Genomic DNA, 18,058 nt, shown 5'->3' on the forward strand with positions numbered 1-18,058 from the left:
TGATCATCCCCGTGCACCACAGCAAGTCCGATCTCTCCCCTGTCCCTGCCCCCTTCCCCCGCAACAGTTCGCGGCACCTGCGTCTCCTTCCCCGTTCTGAAATCCGGCGAGGGTTCAGATGACCTCCATTCTTCCGCTTCCCGAGACCTGGCAGGCGGTATTTTCGCTTGTCGTCGTGCTCGGGATGTTCGTGCTTTTCGTGCGCGAGATCTTTCCGACCGAGGTGGTGGCCATCGGGGGCGTGGCGCTGATGCTGGCGACGGGGCTTCTGCCCTATGACGACGCGCTGAAGGTGCTGGCGAACCCCGCGCCCTGGACCATCGGGGCGATGTTCATCGTCATGGCCGCCCTGGTGCGCACCGGCGCCCTGGAAAGCTTTACCCGCCTGGCCACCGCCCAGGCCAGCCGGCGGCCGCGGCTGGCACTGGCCGGGCTGTTCGCCTTCGTGCTGGGGTCCTCGGCCATCGTGTCCAACACGCCCGTCGTCGTCGTCATGATCCCGGTCTTCATCCAGATGGCCAAGGCGCTTGGCAAGGCGCCGTCGAAACTGCTGATCCCGCTGTCTTATGCGGCGATCATGGGCGGCACGCTGACGCTGATCGGGACCTCGACCAACCTGCTGGTGGATGGCGTGGCGCGGGCGCAGGGCCTCCAGCCCTTCGGCATCTTCGAGGTCACCCCCATCGGCATCATCGTCGTGCTGTGGGGGATGCTGTACCTGCGGCTGACCTCGCGCTTTCTGCTGCCCAAACGCGATTCCATGGCCTCGATGCTGGGGGCGCGTTCGAAGATGAAGTTCTTCACCGAGGCCGTCATCCCCCCCGACAGCAACCTGATCGGCCGCGAGGTGACCGGCGTGCAGCTGTTCCGCCGCGAGGGGGTGCGGCTGATCGACGTGATCCGCGGCGACGAAAGCCTGCGCCGCGAGCTGAAGGGCGTCACGCTGCAGGTGGGCGACCGGGTGGTGCTGCGCTCGGAGATCTCGGAACTGCTGAGCCTGCAGCGCGACAAGAGCCTGAAGCGCGTCGATCAGGTCAGCGCGGTCGAGACCACCACCGTCGAGGTGCTGATCACCCCGGGCTGCAAGATGGACGGGCGCAGCATCGGCGCGATGCGGCTGCGGCGGCGCTTCGGGGTCTATCCGCTGGCGGTGCACCGGCGCAACCAGAACATCGGCCGCCAGATAGACGAGCTGGTGGTCAAGGTGGGCGACACGCTGCTGCTGGAGGGCGCGCCCGGCGACATCAAGCGCCTGGCCGAAGAGATGGAGCTGGTCGAGGTCAGCGCGCCCTCGGAACGCGCCTACCGCCGCTCGCATGCGCCGATCGCGATCCTGGCGATCCTGTCGATCGTGGGTCTGGCGGGGATCGGGGTGGCGCCGGTGCTGCTGCTGTCGGTGCTGGCGGTGGCGGTAGTGCTGCTGACGCGCTGCATCGACAGCGACGAGGCCTTCGAGATGGTCGACGGCCGGCTGCTGGCGCTGATCTTCTCGATGCTGGCGATCGGGGTGGCGCTGCAGCACACCGGCGCGGTGACGCTGATCGTCGATGCGATCGCGCCCGCGATGTCGCATCTGCCGCCCTTCCTGGTGATCTGGTCGATCTACCTGCTGACCTCGGTGCTGACAGAGCTGGTGTCCAACAACGCGGTGGCGGTGGTGATGACGCCAATCGCGGTGGGTCTGGCGGGCGCCATGGGGATCGACCCGCGGCCCCTGGTGATCGCGGTGATGATCGCGGCCTCGGCCAGCTTCGCGACCCCGATCGGCTACCAGACCAACACGCTGGTCTACGGACCGGGCGGCTACCGCTTTGCCGACTTCCTCAGGATCGGCATCCCGCTGAACCTCTCGATGGGCCTCATCGTCTCGGCCGCCATCCGCATCATCTGGATGTAGGGTACGGCCGAGCAGGAACGACACAGGACAAAGGGCCGCCCCTCGGTGCGGCCCTTTACAATCCGGTTCCATGTTTCGCGCGCGAAACCTCAGGCGCTCTTCAGCTCGACGCCGGGGGCGTAGGCGATGAAGAAGCAGTTGGCATAGCCGTCCTTGCCGTAGGCCAGCGGGGTATGGTCGTCGAAACGCACGACCTCGCCACCGGCGCCCTTCAGCACCGCGTGACCGGCGGCCGTGTCCCATTCCATGGTGCGCCCGACACGCGGATAGATGTCGGCCTCGCCCGTCGCCACCAGGCAGAACTTCAGCGAAGAGCCCGCGCTGGTCATGTCCTTGACCTTGTACTTGGCGATGTAGTCGTCGGTCGCCTGGTCGCGGTGGCTTTTCGAGGCCACGACCATCAGCGCGTCATTGTCGGGGGTCGAGACCTTGATCGCCTTCATCTCGGACGGCTTGTCACCGAAGGGGCCGATTTCCTCGACGGTCGAACCATCCGCCATGGTGAAGAACATCCGCTCGCGCGCCGGGGCGTAGACCACGCCGCGGGTGGGGGTGCCGTTCTCGACCAGCGCGATGTTGACGGTGAAATCGCCGCGGCGGTTGACGAATTCCTTGGTGCCGTCCAGCGGGTCGACGATCAGGAAGGTCGCCGCCTGTTCGCTGTGGGTCGCCGACTGTTCCTCGGTCACCAGCAGGATATCGGGGAAGGCTGCCTTCAGCCCGGCCGAGATCAGCGCATCCGCCGCTTCGTCCGCCGCCGTCACCGGGCTTTCGTCGGACTTGGTCTTCACCTCGAAATCGTCCGAATTGTAGATTTCCATGATCTTCGCGCCCGCTTCCAGGGCAAGGGTGCGCATGACGACGGTCAGTTTTTCGTAATCCAAAATAGGCTCCTTTCAAATGACAGCATGCAGATCACCCAGGACATCTCACAGCTGACACCCGGCGCCCATCCTCCCACCTGCGGAGAGCGGAAATTCTCCGCCGCTGTGCCCTCTGCAACGCGCCCGAATGGCCACATTTTGCTCAGCTTCCGACAGGCTGCCCGCGGAACACGCCATGGCTGTCTCCTGAGCGGTTGAGACCCCTTTTCACGACGCCGGGACTTTTTTCCCGTGCCCTGCTCCGGCAAGACTTGCACTCCCTTTGCAGGACCGTCTAGTTCACGGTTGCGATATCCTTTAAAGCGGCCCGTCCGCCATTCTAAGCAGCAAGGTTTTATAATGCCCACGAATGATCTTTCTCCCATTCCAGAACTTTACGTTTCCCACGAGTCTGCGCAGAAGCTGAAGGTCGAGGCCGCCGACCTTGTCAGCTGGGACCTGACGCCGCGCCAGATCTGCGACCTGGAACTGCTGATGAACGGCGGCTTCAACCCGCTGAAGGGCTTCCTGACCGAGGCCGACTACAACGGCGTGGTCGCCGACATGCGCCTGGCCGATGGCGCGCTGTGGCCGATGCCGATCACCCTCGATGTGTCCGAAGCCTTCGCCGAGAAGCTGACCGCAGGCCAGGACATCGCGCTGCGCGACCAGGAAGGCGTGATCCTCGCCACCATGACCGTCACCGACAACTGGGTGCCCAACAAGGCCCTGGAAGCGGAAAAGGTCTTCGGCGCCGATGACCAGGCCCACCCGGCGGTGCATTACCTGCACAATGTCGCGGGCAAGGTCTATCTGGGCGGCCCGGTCACCGGCATCCAGCAGCCCGTGCACTATGACTTCCGCGCCCGCCGCGACACGCCCAACGAACTGCGCGCCTATTTCCGCAAGATGGGCTGGCGCAAGGTCGTGGCCTTCCAGACCCGCAACCCGCTGCACCGCGCGCACCAGGAACTGACCTTCCGCGCCGCCCGCGAAGCCGAGGCCAACCTGCTGATCCACCCCGTCGTCGGCATGACCAAGCCCGGTGACGTCGACCACTTCACCCGCGTGCGCTGCTACGAGGCGGTGCTGGGCAAGTACCCGGCCTCGACCACGGCGATGTCGCTGCTGCCGCTCGCCATGCGCATGGCCGGCCCCCGTGAAGCGGTCTGGCACGGCCTGATCCGCAAGAACCACGGCGTCACCCACTTCATCGTCGGCCGCGACCACGCGGGCCCGGGCAAGAACTCGGCCGGGGAAGACTTCTACGGCCCCTACGACGCCCAGGACCTGTTCCGCGCCCACGAGGACGAGATGGGCATCAAGATGGTCGACTTCAAACACATGGTCTACGTCCAGGAGCGCGCCCAGTACGAGCCCAACGACGAGATCGCCGACAAGGACAAGGTCACCATCCTGAACATCTCGGGCACGGAACTGCGCCGCCGCCTGCAGGAAGGCCTGGAGATCCCCGAGTGGTTCTCGTTCCCCGAAGTCGTGGCCGAGCTGCGCAAGACCAAGCCGCCGCGCGGCAAGCAGGGCTTCACGGTGTTCTTCACCGGCTTCTCGGGCTCGGGCAAGTCGACGATCGCCAACGCCCTCATGGTCAAGCTGATGGAGATGGGCGGCCGCCCGGTGACGCTGCTGGACGGCGACATCGTGCGCAAGAACCTGTCTTCGGAGCTGGGCTTCTCGAAAGAGCACCGTGACCTGAACATCCAGCGCATCGGCTACGTGGCCTCCGAGATCACCAAGAACGGTGGCATCGCGATCTGCGCGCCCATCGCACCCTATGCCGCCACCCGCCGCATCGTGCGCGACAACATCGAGCAATACGGCGCCTTCGTCGAAGTGCACGTCGCCACGACGATCGAGGAATGCGAAAAGCGCGACCGCAAGGGTCTCTACAAGCTGGCCCGCGAAGGCAAGATCAAGGAGTTCACCGGCATCTCGGACCCCTATGACGTGCCCGCCAACCCCGAGCTGCGCATCGAGACCGAGGGCACCGACGTGGACAACTGCGCCCACCAGGTGATCCTCAAGCTGGAATCGATGGGCCTGATCGCCGCCCACTGAGGCCGCGCCCCCCGAAGACACGCCCAAAGACGCCCCGACCGCAAGGCCGGGGCGTTTTCCGTTCCCGCCCCGCCCAACAGTCCCGCCCGGCCCCCGCCGCCCGACAGTCCGTATTTATGGAAAGATGAAACCAGGCCGCCCGCCCGCGACCCGCGTTGCCATGCATATTTGGGGAAAGATGAAACAAGGCGCGCGCCGGATCCGCACCGCCCCCTGTTCATTTTCTTGTCTCAAATACCTCGGGGGAGGCCCCGAAGGGGACGGGGGCAGAGCCCCCTCTTCTACGTTTCGCGCGCGAAACATTCCCTCTGGCCCCGCGCCGTCACCAGAAACCCCAGATGGTTTGACCCCATGCTCTGGCCCACTGGCATGACAGGGACAAGCCGCAGCCCGCCCCGCACCAGAGGGCATGGTCGAAGGGAACGTCCTGCACACCCGCCCGCGGCCGCCAGGTCGGTGTCAGCTTGCATTCTGCCCGAAAGCCGGTCTGACGCAGCAGATCCTGAAGGGATGCACTCCATTGCACCGCGTTGACATCCCCGCCCATGAGGGCGGCCGACGGCCCTCCGTCCGTGCATGAACTACGGCAAGAGATGACACGTCTTGGGGCCGAAACCGGAGAACCAGAAGTTCAGGAGATACACGCAGCAGATCGAAAACGACTGTCCGTTCTCCTCAAAGACGCCATGCCGATCATGCATAGGGCGCCGATCAGGCGCCCTCCCGGAACTGACAGCTGGGCCTCCCGGAACATTGCCCCCGGAGCTATGACCGGACAGATGGCAAGGCCAGCCACACTGCCGCGAGCGGCCTCAGCGTTTCTTCAGCCAGGCCTTCAGATTCCGGACCAACGCGTCATCGACCCCGGGTCCGGTCAGCACCAGGCACCCCTTTGCGGGATCGAACGACAGGTCCACCGCAGGCGGCTCCACAGGCCTTGCTGCTGCACGTGCCGTGGCCGGCCGGTGCAGCAGCAAGGCCTGCTCGGCCTCGGCCGTCTCTGGCGCCGCGGCGCCAAGCGCCTTGCGCAACCGGGCCGCCGCGCCCCTCTCCTCGGTCAGGCGCTTGGCCAGTTCCAGCCCCAGGCGTTCGCCGATGGAGGTCGGGAACTGCAGCACCCCGTCCAGCTGTTCGACCACCACGGTGAAGCTGCGGATCTTCGAGCGCTTCGCGCGCGAAACATTCCCAAAAAGACTGCGCAGCGCCTCGCCGATCTCCGGGTAGACGCCCTGCTCGACTGCCTTCAGCGCGATGCGGGCACGCTCGTAGTAGCTCAGACCCACCCGGATTTCGTTTTCCTCGACCATAGCCACATAGGATTCTGCCGCGCTTTTCGGAGCCCTCACCAGGGCCAGCACCCGGTCAAAGCGCGGATCCTCCTGCACAAGCCGCGTCAGCGCCGCAAGACGCCGCCAGCCCGAGATCAGGCCGTAGCGGGGGGCTGCACCGGCACCCCGATCCACCACCTCGATAGGGGTCTGCTGGCCCCGAGCGCGCAGGCTTGCGACCAGCGCCTGCAGCTCTTCCTCGTCCGCCAGGATGCGGTCGCGCACCAGGTGGCCCGTGTCGATCTCCGACAGTTTCAGCACCTGCACCAGCCGACCCTCGTCCCGGGCCTGCTGCAGGGCATCGGAAAGCTCGCTCAGCGCGGCCGCGGCCGAGGCCTCGCCCGCGACCTCCGCAATGGGCGCGCGGGAACGGGCCTTGGCCGGACCGGCAGGTGCCGGGAAAACGGATTTCGTTTCCAGGGCCTCCTCCTCCTCGGGGCCTCCCAGGAAGGTCGGGTTGGCGGGGGTCAGGCGCCTGCGCTTGGCCATGCGGGGTCCTCCTTGAGCAGCGCATCCCCGGGATGCGGCAAATGTTTCGCGCGCGAAACGGCCCGCTGGGCCGTGCCGCCGGCGGGGGTATTTCCGGCCAGATGAAAGAACCACCTGTTCCCTGTCATCTGACCGGAAATACTCCGGGGGAGTCCCCGGAGGGGACGGGGGCAGAGCCCCCTTCCCGGTCTCATTCCGCAGCCTCCCGGGCCGCCAATTCATCGCGCCGCCAGGTGCCGATCAGCAGCCGCTTGAAGGCTGCGTAGGTCTCGTCGAAGGTGGCGCGGCCGCGGGCATAGGTCTCGCGGTTGAAGTCGCGGTAATCGGCCTCGTAGATGCCCGAGACCTGCTCTCCAGCCTGGCCGATCAGGGCCGTGAAATCTTGCCGCTCGGGCACCAGGACCTGGCCCAGATAGGCCTGCATCAGCGAGGACAGCTCGCCCTGCTGGGCGCCGTCGTAGCGGGTGATGACCGCGCGCACCGCGTCCCATTCGAACGCCAGTTCCTCGCGGCCCAACGCGCGGGCGGCGATGTTCTCGCCCTCCTCGATCGAGGCGAAGGTCGAGTGCAGCATGTCGAAGAACCGTCCCGTGCTGTCGAACTCCAGGAAGGAGGCCCCCATCGGCACCAGCAGGATGTCGGCCGCCGACAGCCCGTTGATCGTCAGGTAGCCAAGCGCGGGGGGCGTATCGAGGAAGATCACGTCGTACTGGTCCAGCACCCCGTCGGCCTCCAGGCTTTCGGTCAGCGCTTCCCACAGCTTCCAGCTGCGCGCTTGCATCCGCCAGACCGGGATCTGGAACTCGGACCAGTAGAGGTTCAGCTGCGCGCCGATCAGGTCGATGTTGGGCCAGTGGGTCTTCTGGATCAGGTCCGCGGCTTTCACCTCCAGCGCCTCGCTCAGCGTGTCGTCGAGCGGGATCGGCGGGTCGCCGCGATCGAGGCGCCGCTGGTTCTCCTGGCGCAGATGGCGGGCGTAGTGGCGCGCCAGCAGGGGGAAGACGGTCTCGAATTCATCCTCCACCGCGCCGCCGAAGATCGAGGTCATCGAGCCCTGGCTGTCGAGGTCGAGGACCAGCACCCTGTAGCCGTCGAGGGCCGCCGACATCGCCAGATGCGCCGCGGTCGAGGTCTTGCCGACGCCGCCCTTGAAGTTCGCCACCGCCACCATCTTGGCCGGCAGCCCCTCGGGTCGGTAGGGCAGGTATTCCTTGTTCTTTGCCCCTTCGGCGGCGAAGTGGGCCCGCAGGCGCAGCACCTCGTCGAGGGTGAACCACTTGGCGCCGCCCTCGGTCTCGGAGCGGCCCTGGGGCAGGTCGGGATTGGCGCGCAGCACGCGGCGGAAATGCGGCGTGGCGACGGGGATCAGGTAGCGGGTGATTTCCCAGGTCGAGAAGAGCCGCAGGCTCTTGCGGCCGGTCTCGTCCAGGCCGCGCGAGGCGAGGTCGCTGCGACCGCGGGCGCAGGCCTCGGCGATCTCGGAGAAGCGGGCGGTGGAGAAGGCGGGCCCGAGATCCTTCAGGGCCCGGTCGGGGTCGATATTGAAATAGGGGGGCAGTGCCTCGCTCATTTCACCCTCATGTGCTGTGTTTCACGAAACATACCACGAAAGCCAGCACATGGAACAAATATCGGCATTCAGGCGGTATTTTCTCTGAAAAATAAAGGCTTTCCAGCCTGTCCAAAGGGCGCTTCGGGGGGCTGTGCATATTTCTTCAAGTGTTAGATATGTGTTATTAATAGTGTTAAGGGATGTCACCCCCTTACAGATCTCCTTTTGAAACAAGGCTCTGGGGGATGATTTTCGATGCAGGGTGAATCTGAACCCACGTTGCAGTGACTCTGAACCCACGTTGAGGCGATTCCGAACCCCCGATCTGAAGGCTGGACCGGGGCAGGGGGGCGCTCTAGGTTGGGTGTCAATGAAACCACGAAAGATCCCGGGGGCGGCGAGGCCGCGATCAGGGGCGCGTGGACGAGCAGGCAAGGCGGGTACGGGCAATGGCCGGAGCGATCACGGCGGGGCAGGGGGCATCCCTGCTGCCGCAGTCACAGCAGGTGGATTTCTTCCTGTGCGACATCTTCGATGCCATCCCCAAGGATGACATGGCGACGATGGAGCATCCGGTCTTCAGCCTGTCGACCCGGCCCGACCGGCGCATCCTGCGCTATGAACATCGCGGTGCCACGATCGAGGTGACGCCCTCGATGAAGGGGCTGGCGACGATCCACGACAAGGACATCCTGATCTTCTGCATCAGCCAGCTGATGGCGGGGCTGAACGCGGGGCGCGCGGTCAGCCGCACGATCACCCTGCGCGCCCACGACCTGCTGGTGGCCACCAACCGCGAGACCAGCGGCGATGCCTACCGCCGGCTGCGCGAAAGCTTCGAGCGGCTGGCGGGCACAAGGATCACCACCAACATCGTCACCGGCGACGAGGAGGTCACGACGGGTTTCGGCCTGATCGAGAAATGGGAGATCGTGAAGAAGACCCGCGGCGGCCGGATGGTCAGCGTCACGGTCACCCTGTCGGACTGGCTGTTCCGGGCGGTGCTGTCGAAATCGGTGCTGACGCTGTCGCGCGATTACTTCCGGCTGCGCAAGCCGCTGGAGCGGCGGATCTACGAACTGGCGCGCAAGCACTGCGGCAAGCAGGAAAGCTGGCGGATCTCGGTCGAGCTGCTGCTGAAAAAATCGGGCAGCGCCTCGCCGCGGCGGGTGTTCCGCAAGATGATCCGCGACATGATCGAGGGCGACACCCTGCCCGATTACCAGATGAGCGAGGAAGAGGGCGACATCATCCGTTTCGCCCGCCGCGGGGTTCTGGCCGATCCGGGGGCCGATGCGCCGCCGCTCTCCAGCGCCACGCTCGAGGCGGCGCGGGCCCTGATGCCGGGCGCTGACGTCTATGCGCTTGAGGCCGAGTGGCGCGGCTTCTGGGCGGCCTCGGGCCGGCCACGGCTGCGCTCGGCTTCCAGCGCCTTCCTGGGTTTCGTGCGCCGTAAGGTGGGTGCTGCATGAGGAGGGGACTACGGATCGTCTGGCGCCTCGGGCTGGTGGGCGCCGCCTGTTTCTGCTGCTTCATGGGAATGTCCTTGGCGGGTTACCTTTTTCCTCGCTGCACAACCCTGCCGGCCTGGCCGACGCATATGGACGCGGTTGTGCTGTCGGCCGGCCAGAAAGCCGCGACAGGTAAGCCTGGGGGGGATACGGCCCGGCGGGTGCGAGCCGGGCTAGATCTGATGGCTCGCGGTGTGGTCGGACGGTTGGTGCTGAGCGGCGGCTATGTGGCCAACCCGACCATTTCCTTGGGCGAGGCAATGCGAGAGCAGGCCCTAGCGACCGGAGCGGATCCAGCGCTCCTCATCGTCGAGGGGCGTAGCTTGTCGACGCTGGAGAATGCGCTCTATTCCATGCCGCTACTCTCTTCGAACTATGTCCTCGTGACTTCGGGGTTCCATGTCGTACGCAGCATTGCCAGTTTCGCATGGGTAGCAGCTCTGAAGGGTGGTGCCGTGCCAAGCGCTGTATGCCGGGCAGACCCTTTCCCGCCCAGGGTGGCGGACTTCGTAATGGAGGGGGGGAAATGGGGGCTCAACATCCTGCGTGCTGCCAGTTACAGTCTAGCCTACTGGATAGGGCGCCAGGACGCACTGCCTCAGCGCTTCCTTAACTAAGGGTTGGGGCTTGCCTGATTTGGCTGCGGTGCGTTTAGGAATGGCCGTGCCATCGGGGATGGGTTGGCTACAGGGGTTGAGCCTGTTTCAATCCCTGTTAACAGTGATCGCAGAGAATTTTTAAAAGCAGGTTTTGACGGATGTCTTTCACGACCATTACTCCCGTCCTTCTGTGCGGTGGTTCCGGGACTCGGCTCTGGCCGCTCTCCCGAAAGAGCTATCCCAAGCAGTTCGTTCCCCTCGTCGGCGAGGAAACGCTGTTCCAAGCCTCGGCCAAGCGGTTGGCCGGACAGGCAAAGAATCTAGGCTTTGCCGCACCGATGGTGCTGACGAACTCGGACTTCCGCTTCATCGTCACCGAGCAGCTGCAGGCCATTGGCATTGATCCCGGCGCCATCCTGATCGAACCCGAGGGCCGCAACACCGCCCCCGCGATCCTGGCGGCTGCGCTGCGCGTGATGGACACCGACCCCGAAGCCATCATGCTGGTCGCCCCCTCGGACCACGTGGTCCCCGATGCCGCGGCCTTCCACGCCGCCGTCGCCGCGGGCCTTGCCGCGGTCGAGGCCGGCGATCTGGTCACCTTCGGCATCACCCCCACCCGCCCGGAAACCGGCTACGGCTACCTGGAGCTTTCGGGCAAACCCGAGGGCACCACTCCGGTGAAGCTGTCGAAGTTCGTCGAGAAGCCCGACGCCGAGAAGGCATCCCAGATGCTCGACGCCGGCACCTACCTGTGGAACGCCGGCATCTTCCTGTTCAAGGCGAAGGACATCGTCGCCGCCTTCGAGGCCTACTGCCCCGAGCTGGTCGGCCCCGTCCAGGCGGCCGTCGATGATGCCAAGACCGATCTGGGCTTCCTGCGGCTGGCGCCCGAGGCCTGGTCCAAGGCCACCGATATCTCGATCGACTATGCGGTTATGGAAAAGGCGCCGAACCTGTCGGTCGTGCCCTTCAACGGCGGCTGGTCGGACCTGGGCGGCTGGGATGCGGTCTGGCGTGAAGCCGGCCCCGATGCCAACGGCGTGGTGACCAGCGGTGGCGCAACGGCCATCGACTGCACCAACACCCTGCTGCGCTCGGACAGCGAGAACCTGGAAGTCGTCGGCATCGGCCTCGACAACATCATGGCCGTGGCGATGAACGACGCGGTGCTGGTGGCGCCGATGGACCGGGCCCAGGACGTCAAGAAGGCGGTCGACGCGCTGAAGAAGAAGAAGGCCACCCAGGCCACGCACTTCCCCAAGGATCACCGTCCCTGGGGCTGGTTCGAAAGCCTGGTCGTCGGCAACCGCTTCCAGGTCAAGCGGATCATGGTGCATCCGGGTGGCTCGTTGTCGCTGCAGTCGCACTTCCACCGCTCGGAACACTGGATCGTCGTCGAGGGCACGGCCCGCGTCACCTGCGATGACGAAGTGAAACTCGTGACCGAGAACGAGTCGATCTATCTGCCGCTGGGCTGTGTCCACCGCATGGAGAACCCCGGCCGCGTGCCGATGGTGCTGATCGAGGTCCAGACGGGCGCCTATGTCGGCGAGGATGATATTGTTCGTTACGAGGATATTTATGCCCGCAGCTGATGAGTTTCGGCCTATGGTTGCCGAGACTCATCCTGGGGGAGAACATGAAGGTTGCCGTAGCGGGGATCGGATACGTCGGTCTGTCTAACGCCATCCTGTTGGCTCAGAACCATCAGGTTGTTGCCTTCGATCCGGATGTCAGCAAGGTCGATATGCTGAATCTCCGGAAGTCTCCGATTTCGGATAATGAAGTTGAGGCCTTCCTTTCGGGGAAGGCTCTCGATGTCAGAGCCACCCTTGATCCGGTCGAGGCCTATGTTGGCGCTGCTTTCGTCATCGTCGCCACGCCTACCAATTACGATCCCGCCAGCAATCGTTTCGATACCAGTTCCGTCGAGGATGTCATCGCGACGGTCCGGCGCCTGGAGCCGAAGGCGAGCATCGTGATCAGGTCGACGATCCCGGTGGGCTACACTGAAGAGATCAATCACCGCTTCGACTGCGACTGCATTCTGTTCAGCCCCGAGTTCCTGCGCGAGGGGCGAGCATTGTATGACAATCTTCACCCATCGCGGATCATCGTCGGAGAGAAGAGTGCGCGGGCCAAAGTCTTTGCCAACCTGCTGCTAGAGGGGGCGCTGGACAGGGATGTGCCCGTCCTTTTCACCGGTAGCCGCGAAGCCGAGGCGATCAAGCTATTTTCCAATACCTTCCTAGCCATGCGCGTTGCTTATTTCAACGAACTGGACAGCTATGCCATGAGCTTTGGCATGGATACCAGAGAGATCATCACGGGTATTGGCTACGACCCCCGCATCGGAGGCCATTACAATAATCCTTCCTTCGGCTATGGCGGTTATTGCCTGCCCAAGGACACCAAACAGCTGTTGGCTAACTACAGTCAGGTCCCGCAAAATCTGATCCGGGCAATCGTCGAGGCCAATACGACGCGCAAGGACTTCATGGCCGAGCAGATCTTGGCTCGCCGACCTACTACGGTTGGTTTCTACCGCCTTGTGATGAAGGCGAGTTCGGACAATGTGCGAGAAAGCTCTGTTCAAGGTGTCATGAAGCGGATCAAGGCTAAGGGGATTAATGTCATCGTCTACGAGCCCGTGCTGAGCAAGCGGATGTTTTTCCACTCCCGTGTTATGACTAATCTGGATCGGTTCAAGGCCGAGGCGGACCTCATTGTCGCCAATCGATGGGACAAGACTTTAGAGGACGTGCGAGAGAAGGTTTTTACTAGGGATCTATTTGGGAAGGATTAAGAATTTGATCATAGGCGTACGGCTCGAGAGAAGATCGTTAAGCACACCTTTTTAGGGTTCAGACAGGACTGAACGCGCCCCAGAAAAGGGGCAGTAGAGGTGTGGACATGGCGATTATCTATTCTGGCAGCGCTGCATATTCCAAGGACTATCCATCGTACAGGATGATGGACGGTGGATTCCTTGTCGCCTTCCGCGACATTTCAACCCTCCAAGCCAGCACGACGCCGGGTTTCGGGGAGGGCTCGATCTGGGATGTAGGGGCTTTCAGCTACACCGAGGTGCCGCAGGCAGCGGATCCGCATATCACTACGGCCGGCGGCGCACGCCTTTATGTCAATCTCAATAAGTACGAGCTGAAGGCCGAAGCATTTGGCGTTAAATTCACCGGCAACGATGCAGATGCGGTGAACAACTCAATTTACCTGCAGAAGGCGGTAGACTGGCTGTTTTCTGCCGGACAGGGAGGCCGTATCGAGATGGCTTCCGAAGGGCATTGCAAGGTGGATAAGCCGATCATGCACTGGGGAGGCGGGATTACGCTGGATGGGGGGGGGACCCTGATCGAGAACACGCGGACAGCAGAGCAAAGCAAGGCCTTTCTGGATACCTGTGCCATCCGATGCGGCATGATGCATCCGGCGGATATGGTGCTGGGGAACTGGCAGAAGCTGCAGGCAGTGGGATATGGCGACTATTCAGTCACCCTGCAAAATGCGGCCCATGCAGCGTCCTACGCTCCCGACGATATCGTTCTGTTTGGAGAAGCTAATCCGGGCATGACGGTCAACCTGGGCCTGCCAATCTTCGGGCAGTGGCTGCGCATCTTGGCCGTCGTGGGCAGTAAGCTCTATCTGGAGCGGCCACTGGACAAAACGGTTGCAGCTGGAGCCGGGGTCATTGGCACTTCCGCGACCGGGGCTTGGATCAGCAACTACTCTCTGCGTACGGCGGCCAGCCGGCCGGTCGGCAAGGGGGTATATGGTGATGGTGCGTTCATCGCCTATCAACCCAGAATTTACAATCTAAGAATGCGCACTGCCAGTGGTGCTGCGATCCAACGCCAAGGATGCTACGAGGCCGACTTCGAACGCATTACTTGCGAGTCCGGATCCGATCCAGAAACTGGAGGCAGAAGCTTTGGATTCTGCTATGGCAATGCGATGTCCTACAGCCGTGTTCACAACGTGAAGTCCAGCGCCTTCGAGCGCTTGTTCGAAATCAAGTGCCTGTCTCACGATACCGACTTCAGCCATATCGAAACCTACAAGAAGTCTTATGGAACCAGCACCAGCAATAGCGAGGACACGCCGGTTGCTATCGGCGAGAACTCACGCAACGTCCGAGTGATTGACAGCACCTTCAACACTGGTTCCTTAGTCGATCCGACTAACACCGGGAAAAACCTGATTGCCTTTTCGTCGGCGCAGAATTGCGGAATTGTTCGTACTACCTTCAATGGGAATACTAAGCATTCAAGCCTAATTTACTTCCCTCCGGAAACTTCGGATTGCTATGTTGAGGAATGCCGGATCGAACCGCAGTCCTCTATTCACGTTGAACTTGATGGAACCCGGAATCGGGTGGTAGGCAACCGTTTCTATTCAGACGCCGGCCTATATTCCTTGCGGGTTTCGGAAACGGCCAAGGGAGGGGCGATTAATGAGAACACCTTCCAATCCGAAAAGGGTGCAAGGATCCTGACTGCCAGCAGCAGCGACAAGATCGGCATCGAACTGATTGGTAACCGTGGTATCTCCAGCTTCGACTTCGGGACTTCGGCACTGCGGGCAGTCGTACAGGGCAACATGTGCAAGAGCGTCGATGTACTGCTGAATTCCGGCGTGATTTCGCGCTCGTTTTCGACGATCACGGTGACAAGCCAGACAGAGACGCTGATCGGAAACAGCATCGTGATCCCAGCGGGGACCCTGACAAACCTAGACGTGATGAAGTGGCAGGTGATTGGCGAGTGCAGTGGTGAGCTAGGCGAGAAGACCCTGATCTGGCGCACTGCTATCGATACTGATTCAGATGGCCAGCCGCTGGATCCCGATGATGACACGAATATCTCGTTCTCGGTTCCCAATACGGCGACCTGCAAGAGTTGGGAACTGAACCTTCAGGTAGCTGTCAATGGTACTAGCCAATTGATCACCGTAGCGCGGCTGCTGGATCTTACCAATTCGAAGATCCTTGGCACGGTGACACGCCACACTGCGGTTGATTTCACGAATCATGCTATGAGGGTGGAACTGTCCGGTAAGGTTGCGGCAAGCGGGGACAGCCTGATCGTTCGTTCGATCGACCGTACAGCCTCCCGTATGGGGTACGCGCTGTAAGCGGCAGAGCACGGGGGTGCTCTGCCTGAGGGACGTATCAGGAGAAACGTCTGATACGTCCCGGCAAGATTTGGGCCAGTGTCTTGTAGGACTGTGGTGCCAACGGTTTTACTACGAACCGCATTCCGGCAAGATAGATCACCAAACCGCTGAGCAGAGTGATCGAGATCCTGATTGCGAGAGAATGGTCTGTCAGTAGAGGCATCAAGCCCCAGTATAGCAGGGCCTGCACCGTGAATGTCAGTAGTACCTGCGGCAGAAAGGCAGAGCTGATGTAACGTGGCGACATGCCCAAGCTGTAATGCAGGATCCCAAGCACAAGGGGAACCGAAATTAGGGTCTGCAGCGCATATCCCATGGCAGCACCACTGACGCCGAAATAGGTGCCCACGGACACGCAGATCATAGTGATGATCATAGTCCCAGAGGCCAGAATGGCAGTCCAGTGCCCTCGGTTGTGGATCACCAGGACCGGGTATGCCGCAGGCCCAATGAGCGATGCGAAGACGCCGAAACACAGGATAGATGCCACTGTGCCGCCTTCGGCCCACTTTGCGCCGAACACACTGGTGACGAATTCCGGCAGAACCAGCGCAGCCCCTAAGTAGACGGGGAACAGTACCGTCGAGTTCACGGTTAGGATCTTGAATAGGTTGGTTTGTGGATCGGTTTTACTGCGTGCTAGTGCCGGAGTCAAAACCTGGATAACCGGGGTCATGATCGTCTGGTGCAACAGTCGCGTGAAGTTGCTACCAAACCGGAAGTAGGCTGCTGCTCCGGGGCTCAGAAGAGCCCCGACCAGCATTTCTACGATCCGTTGGTTCCCAGTGGCGATGGTCTGGCTGATGATAATGGGCAACGCGAAACGGATCTGGCGGACTGCTTCGGCTCTGTTCCAGCGTGCCTTTGGCCGCCATTCTGCGAAGATCCACATCAGGAGCGAGTTCAATCCGTAGGACAGAAGGCTGAAGACAACCAGAGACCAAAGCGCCTGTCCCAGAAGCGCCACGAGAACAGCTGCGAGTGTCGCTATGACCGAGGTCACCAGATAGACAATAGTGATCTTCTTGTACTTGAATTCCCGTTCCCAGTACGATTCCTGAAGGTTACCTAAGGCCGTCACCAGAGGTAGCAAGCTAGATACTAGCGCCAGTGGAATGAGCCTCTGGTCACCGAAGATATAGGCCTCTAGAGGGGCCAGCGCGGCAAGAACGATCATCAGGAACAGTCCCAGAAAACCGTTGACCACGAAGGCGGTATCCAGCAGCTCCGGGGTCACTTCAGTACGCTGGATGATGCCTTCTCGGATGCCTCGGTTGACCATTGGCAGGCTGAAGATCGCAAGGGTGACGCCTAGTGAGGCAATCCCCAGTTCCTGGGGTGGTAGGATGACCGCTAGCCAGAAAAAGAGTGCCGCGTTGGCTAGTTGCCGACCAGCGATGCGGGCCAGCATCCACAGGGCGCTTTTGAAAGTTTTAGAGGTAAGGCTCAAGGTGTGTATCGCCTGAAAAAGTGCCTGAAATGCCGTCATGTTCAACATGCGGTGTCTAGCGATGCAATAGGGGAACATGAGTTTGTGGTGCTTGGCACGCCAAGCGCCCCCAGGATAGGCACGCTCCAGTCGACGCACATCCCGGTCACGATCTCTCGCAGACGCCCAGGCCTCAGATCTTTCGCCGGATAACGTTCTGCAACATTTCCCGGTCAAGCGTCAGGTCCGCCACGATCTTCTTCAGCCGCGTGTTCTCGTCCTCGAGCGCCTTCAGCCGACGCTGTGAGTGCTGGACGTAATCTCCCCAAAAGCGCTGGATGAAATTTCCCCAGTTTGGCGCTGGTTCCGATGGTCCGGGGGGCATGCCCCCCGGACCATCGGCGGCGCAGAATTACCCCTGCTGATGCCAATGGAAGGGCGCGCAGGTGGTGGAACTGAGGGAGATCGTGATGATCTTGGGATTGAAGCGGCAGGGCCTCGGCGTCAGTGCGATCGCGCGGCAGACCGGGCTCGACCGCAGGACAGTGCGGAAATACCTCGAGCGCGGTCTTGATGTGCCGGTCTACGGGCCGCGCGAGCCGGAGGAGCGGCTGGCCGAGGAGTATCGCACCTACCTGGTCGACAGGCTTGCCGCCTGACCGAACTCATTGATGCCTTGGCGCAGGCCGAACGTGAAGGACGCCTACCGGAAAAGATCAGGTTCTACGCCCGGTCCTCGCTGCTGATCGTCGACGAGATCGGCTATCTGCCGATCACCAGCGGCGGCGCGAACCTGTTCTTCCAGCTCGTCAACGCCCGCTATGAGAAAGGGGCGATGATCCTGACCTCCAACCGCGGCTTTGCCGAATGGGGTGAGGGCTTCGGCGATCCCGTCGTCGCCACCGCGTTGCTGGATCGGTTGCTGCACCACGCGGTCGTCGTGCAGATCAAGGGTGCCAGCTACCGCCTGCGCGGCCACGCTGACCTGATGCCCGAGCACACCCGGTCGCACGCCACCATCACCCCGCCGCCGCCCCAGAAAAGGCGCGGCCGGTCACCCAAGAACGGAGGCGCCAATCACCTGCACGGCTGATCCCCGAACCCATTAGGTGGGGAAATTT

11 protein-coding genes and 2 pseudogenes are annotated in these 18,058 nt (G+C 62.4%); 9 read left to right on the plus strand and 4 right to left on the minus strand.

What is annotated here, in order from left to right; genetic code table 11:
- The first annotated feature begins 118 nt into the window (after window positions 1-118).
- Window positions 119-1,897 (plus strand): SLC13 family permease, encoded by a 1,779-nt coding sequence (locus AC2ITM_RS25020; RefSeq protein ID WP_486471053.1) that lies wholly within the window; start codon window positions 119-121, stop codon window positions 1,895-1,897.
- Window positions 1,898-1,986: 89 nt separating this feature from the next.
- Here the strand turns inward: AC2ITM_RS25020 and cysQ are convergent, their stop codons facing one another.
- Entirely contained in the window at window positions 1,987-2,781 is a 795-nt protein-coding gene (gene cysQ, locus AC2ITM_RS25025) for a 3'(2'),5'-bisphosphate nucleotidase CysQ (protein ID WP_486471054.1), read from the minus strand.
- Between the two features lie 339 nt (window positions 2,782-3,120).
- On the opposite strand from cysQ, the gene AC2ITM_RS25030 reads away from it, so the two are divergent.
- Window positions 3,121-4,836, plus strand: coding sequence for a bifunctional sulfate adenylyltransferase/adenylylsulfate kinase (locus AC2ITM_RS25030; RefSeq protein WP_486471055.1), 1,716 nt, complete (start codon window positions 3,121-3,123; stop codon window positions 4,834-4,836).
- 812 nt (window positions 4,837-5,648) lie between these two features.
- Here AC2ITM_RS25030 and AC2ITM_RS25035 read toward each other — a convergent pair.
- On the minus strand, window positions 5,649-6,653 hold the full coding sequence (locus AC2ITM_RS25035; protein WP_486471056.1) for a ParB/RepB/Spo0J family partition protein: 1,005 nt from the start codon (window positions 6,651-6,653) through the stop codon (window positions 5,649-5,651).
- 190 nt (window positions 6,654-6,843) lie between these two features.
- The gene (locus AC2ITM_RS25040) at window positions 6,844-8,223 is read right to left on the minus strand and encodes an AAA family ATPase (protein WP_486471057.1); all 1,380 of its coding nucleotides are present in this window, start codon (window positions 8,221-8,223) and stop codon (window positions 6,844-6,846) included.
- A gap of 431 nt (window positions 8,224-8,654) precedes the next feature.
- On the opposite strand from AC2ITM_RS25040, the gene AC2ITM_RS25045 reads away from it, so the two are divergent.
- The 5 genes from AC2ITM_RS25045 to AC2ITM_RS25065 all read left to right on the plus strand — a co-directional run bounded on the left by AC2ITM_RS25045 (window position 8,655) and on the right by AC2ITM_RS25065 (window position 15,466).
- Window positions 8,655-9,677 (plus strand): replication initiator protein A, encoded by a 1,023-nt coding sequence (locus AC2ITM_RS25045; protein WP_486471058.1) that lies wholly within the window; start codon window positions 8,655-8,657, stop codon window positions 9,675-9,677.
- 128 nt (window positions 9,678-9,805) lie between these two features.
- Window positions 9,806-10,333 (plus strand): YdcF family protein, encoded by a 528-nt coding sequence (locus AC2ITM_RS25050; RefSeq protein ID WP_486471073.1) that lies wholly within the window; start codon window positions 9,806-9,808, stop codon window positions 10,331-10,333.
- A gap of 140 nt (window positions 10,334-10,473) precedes the next feature.
- Window positions 10,474-11,913 carry a mannose-1-phosphate guanylyltransferase/mannose-6-phosphate isomerase gene (locus AC2ITM_RS25055; protein WP_486471059.1) on the plus strand — a complete coding sequence of 480 codons (1,440 nt, stop codon included), beginning with the start codon at window positions 10,474-10,476 and terminating at the stop codon, window positions 11,911-11,913.
- A 44-nt stretch (window positions 11,914-11,957) separates the two neighbouring features.
- Complete coding sequence (locus AC2ITM_RS25060; protein WP_486471060.1) at window positions 11,958-13,124, plus strand: nucleotide sugar dehydrogenase; 1,167 nt, start codon at window positions 11,958-11,960, stop codon at window positions 13,122-13,124.
- A gap of 107 nt (window positions 13,125-13,231) precedes the next feature.
- The gene (locus AC2ITM_RS25065; RefSeq protein ID WP_486471061.1) at window positions 13,232-15,466 is read left to right on the plus strand and encodes a hypothetical protein; all 2,235 of its coding nucleotides are present in this window, start codon (window positions 13,232-13,234) and stop codon (window positions 15,464-15,466) included.
- Between the two features lie 37 nt (window positions 15,467-15,503).
- On the opposite strand, the gene AC2ITM_RS25070 is transcribed toward AC2ITM_RS25065, so the two are convergent.
- The gene (locus tag AC2ITM_RS25070) at window positions 15,504-17,006 is read right to left on the minus strand and encodes an oligosaccharide flippase family protein (RefSeq protein WP_486471062.1); all 1,503 of its coding nucleotides are present in this window, start codon (window positions 17,004-17,006) and stop codon (window positions 15,504-15,506) included.
- A gap of 377 nt (window positions 17,007-17,383) precedes the next feature.
- Between AC2ITM_RS25070 and AC2ITM_RS25075 the strand changes: the two are divergent.
- A pseudogene (locus AC2ITM_RS25075) lies at window positions 17,384-17,593 on the plus strand (helix-turn-helix domain-containing protein); the annotation flags it as partial.
- Window positions 17,542-18,030 (plus strand): annotated as a pseudogene (locus tag AC2ITM_RS25080) (ATP-binding protein); the annotation flags it as partial. The pseudogenes AC2ITM_RS25075 and AC2ITM_RS25080, both read left to right, overlap by 52 nt.
- Window positions 18,031-18,058: the final 28 nt, after the last annotated feature.

It is taken from the genome of Pseudooceanicola sp. NS-SX9, from assembly GCF_057380705.1.

Bases quoted from the DNA above. Each gene is read 5' to 3' on its own strand.
- AC2ITM_RS25020 (WP_486471053.1), top strand. From the start codon at position 119: ATGACCTCCATTCTTCCGCTTCCCGAGACCTGGCAGGCGGTATTTTCG.
- AC2ITM_RS25030 (WP_486471055.1), top strand. From the start codon at position 3,121: ATGCCCACGAATGATCTTTCTCCCATTCCAGAACTTTACGTTTCCCAC.
- AC2ITM_RS25035 (WP_486471056.1), bottom strand. From the start codon at position 6,653: ATGGCCAAGCGCAGGCGCCTGACCCCCGCCAACCCGACCTTCCTGGGA.
- AC2ITM_RS25040 (WP_486471057.1), bottom strand. From the start codon at position 8,223: ATGAGCGAGGCACTGCCCCCCTATTTCAATATCGACCCCGACCGGGCC.
- AC2ITM_RS25045 (WP_486471058.1), top strand. From the start codon at position 8,655: ATGGCCGGAGCGATCACGGCGGGGCAGGGGGCATCCCTGCTGCCGCAG.
- AC2ITM_RS25050 (WP_486471073.1), top strand. From the start codon at position 9,806: ATGGACGCGGTTGTGCTGTCGGCCGGCCAGAAAGCCGCGACAGGTAAG.
- AC2ITM_RS25055 (WP_486471059.1), top strand. From the start codon at position 10,474: ATGTCTTTCACGACCATTACTCCCGTCCTTCTGTGCGGTGGTTCCGGG.
- AC2ITM_RS25060 (WP_486471060.1), top strand. From the start codon at position 11,958: ATGAAGGTTGCCGTAGCGGGGATCGGATACGTCGGTCTGTCTAACGCC.
- AC2ITM_RS25065 (WP_486471061.1), top strand. From the start codon at position 13,232: ATGGCGATTATCTATTCTGGCAGCGCTGCATATTCCAAGGACTATCCA.
- AC2ITM_RS25070 (WP_486471062.1), bottom strand. From the start codon at position 17,006: ATGTTGAACATGACGGCATTTCAGGCACTTTTTCAGGCGATACACACC.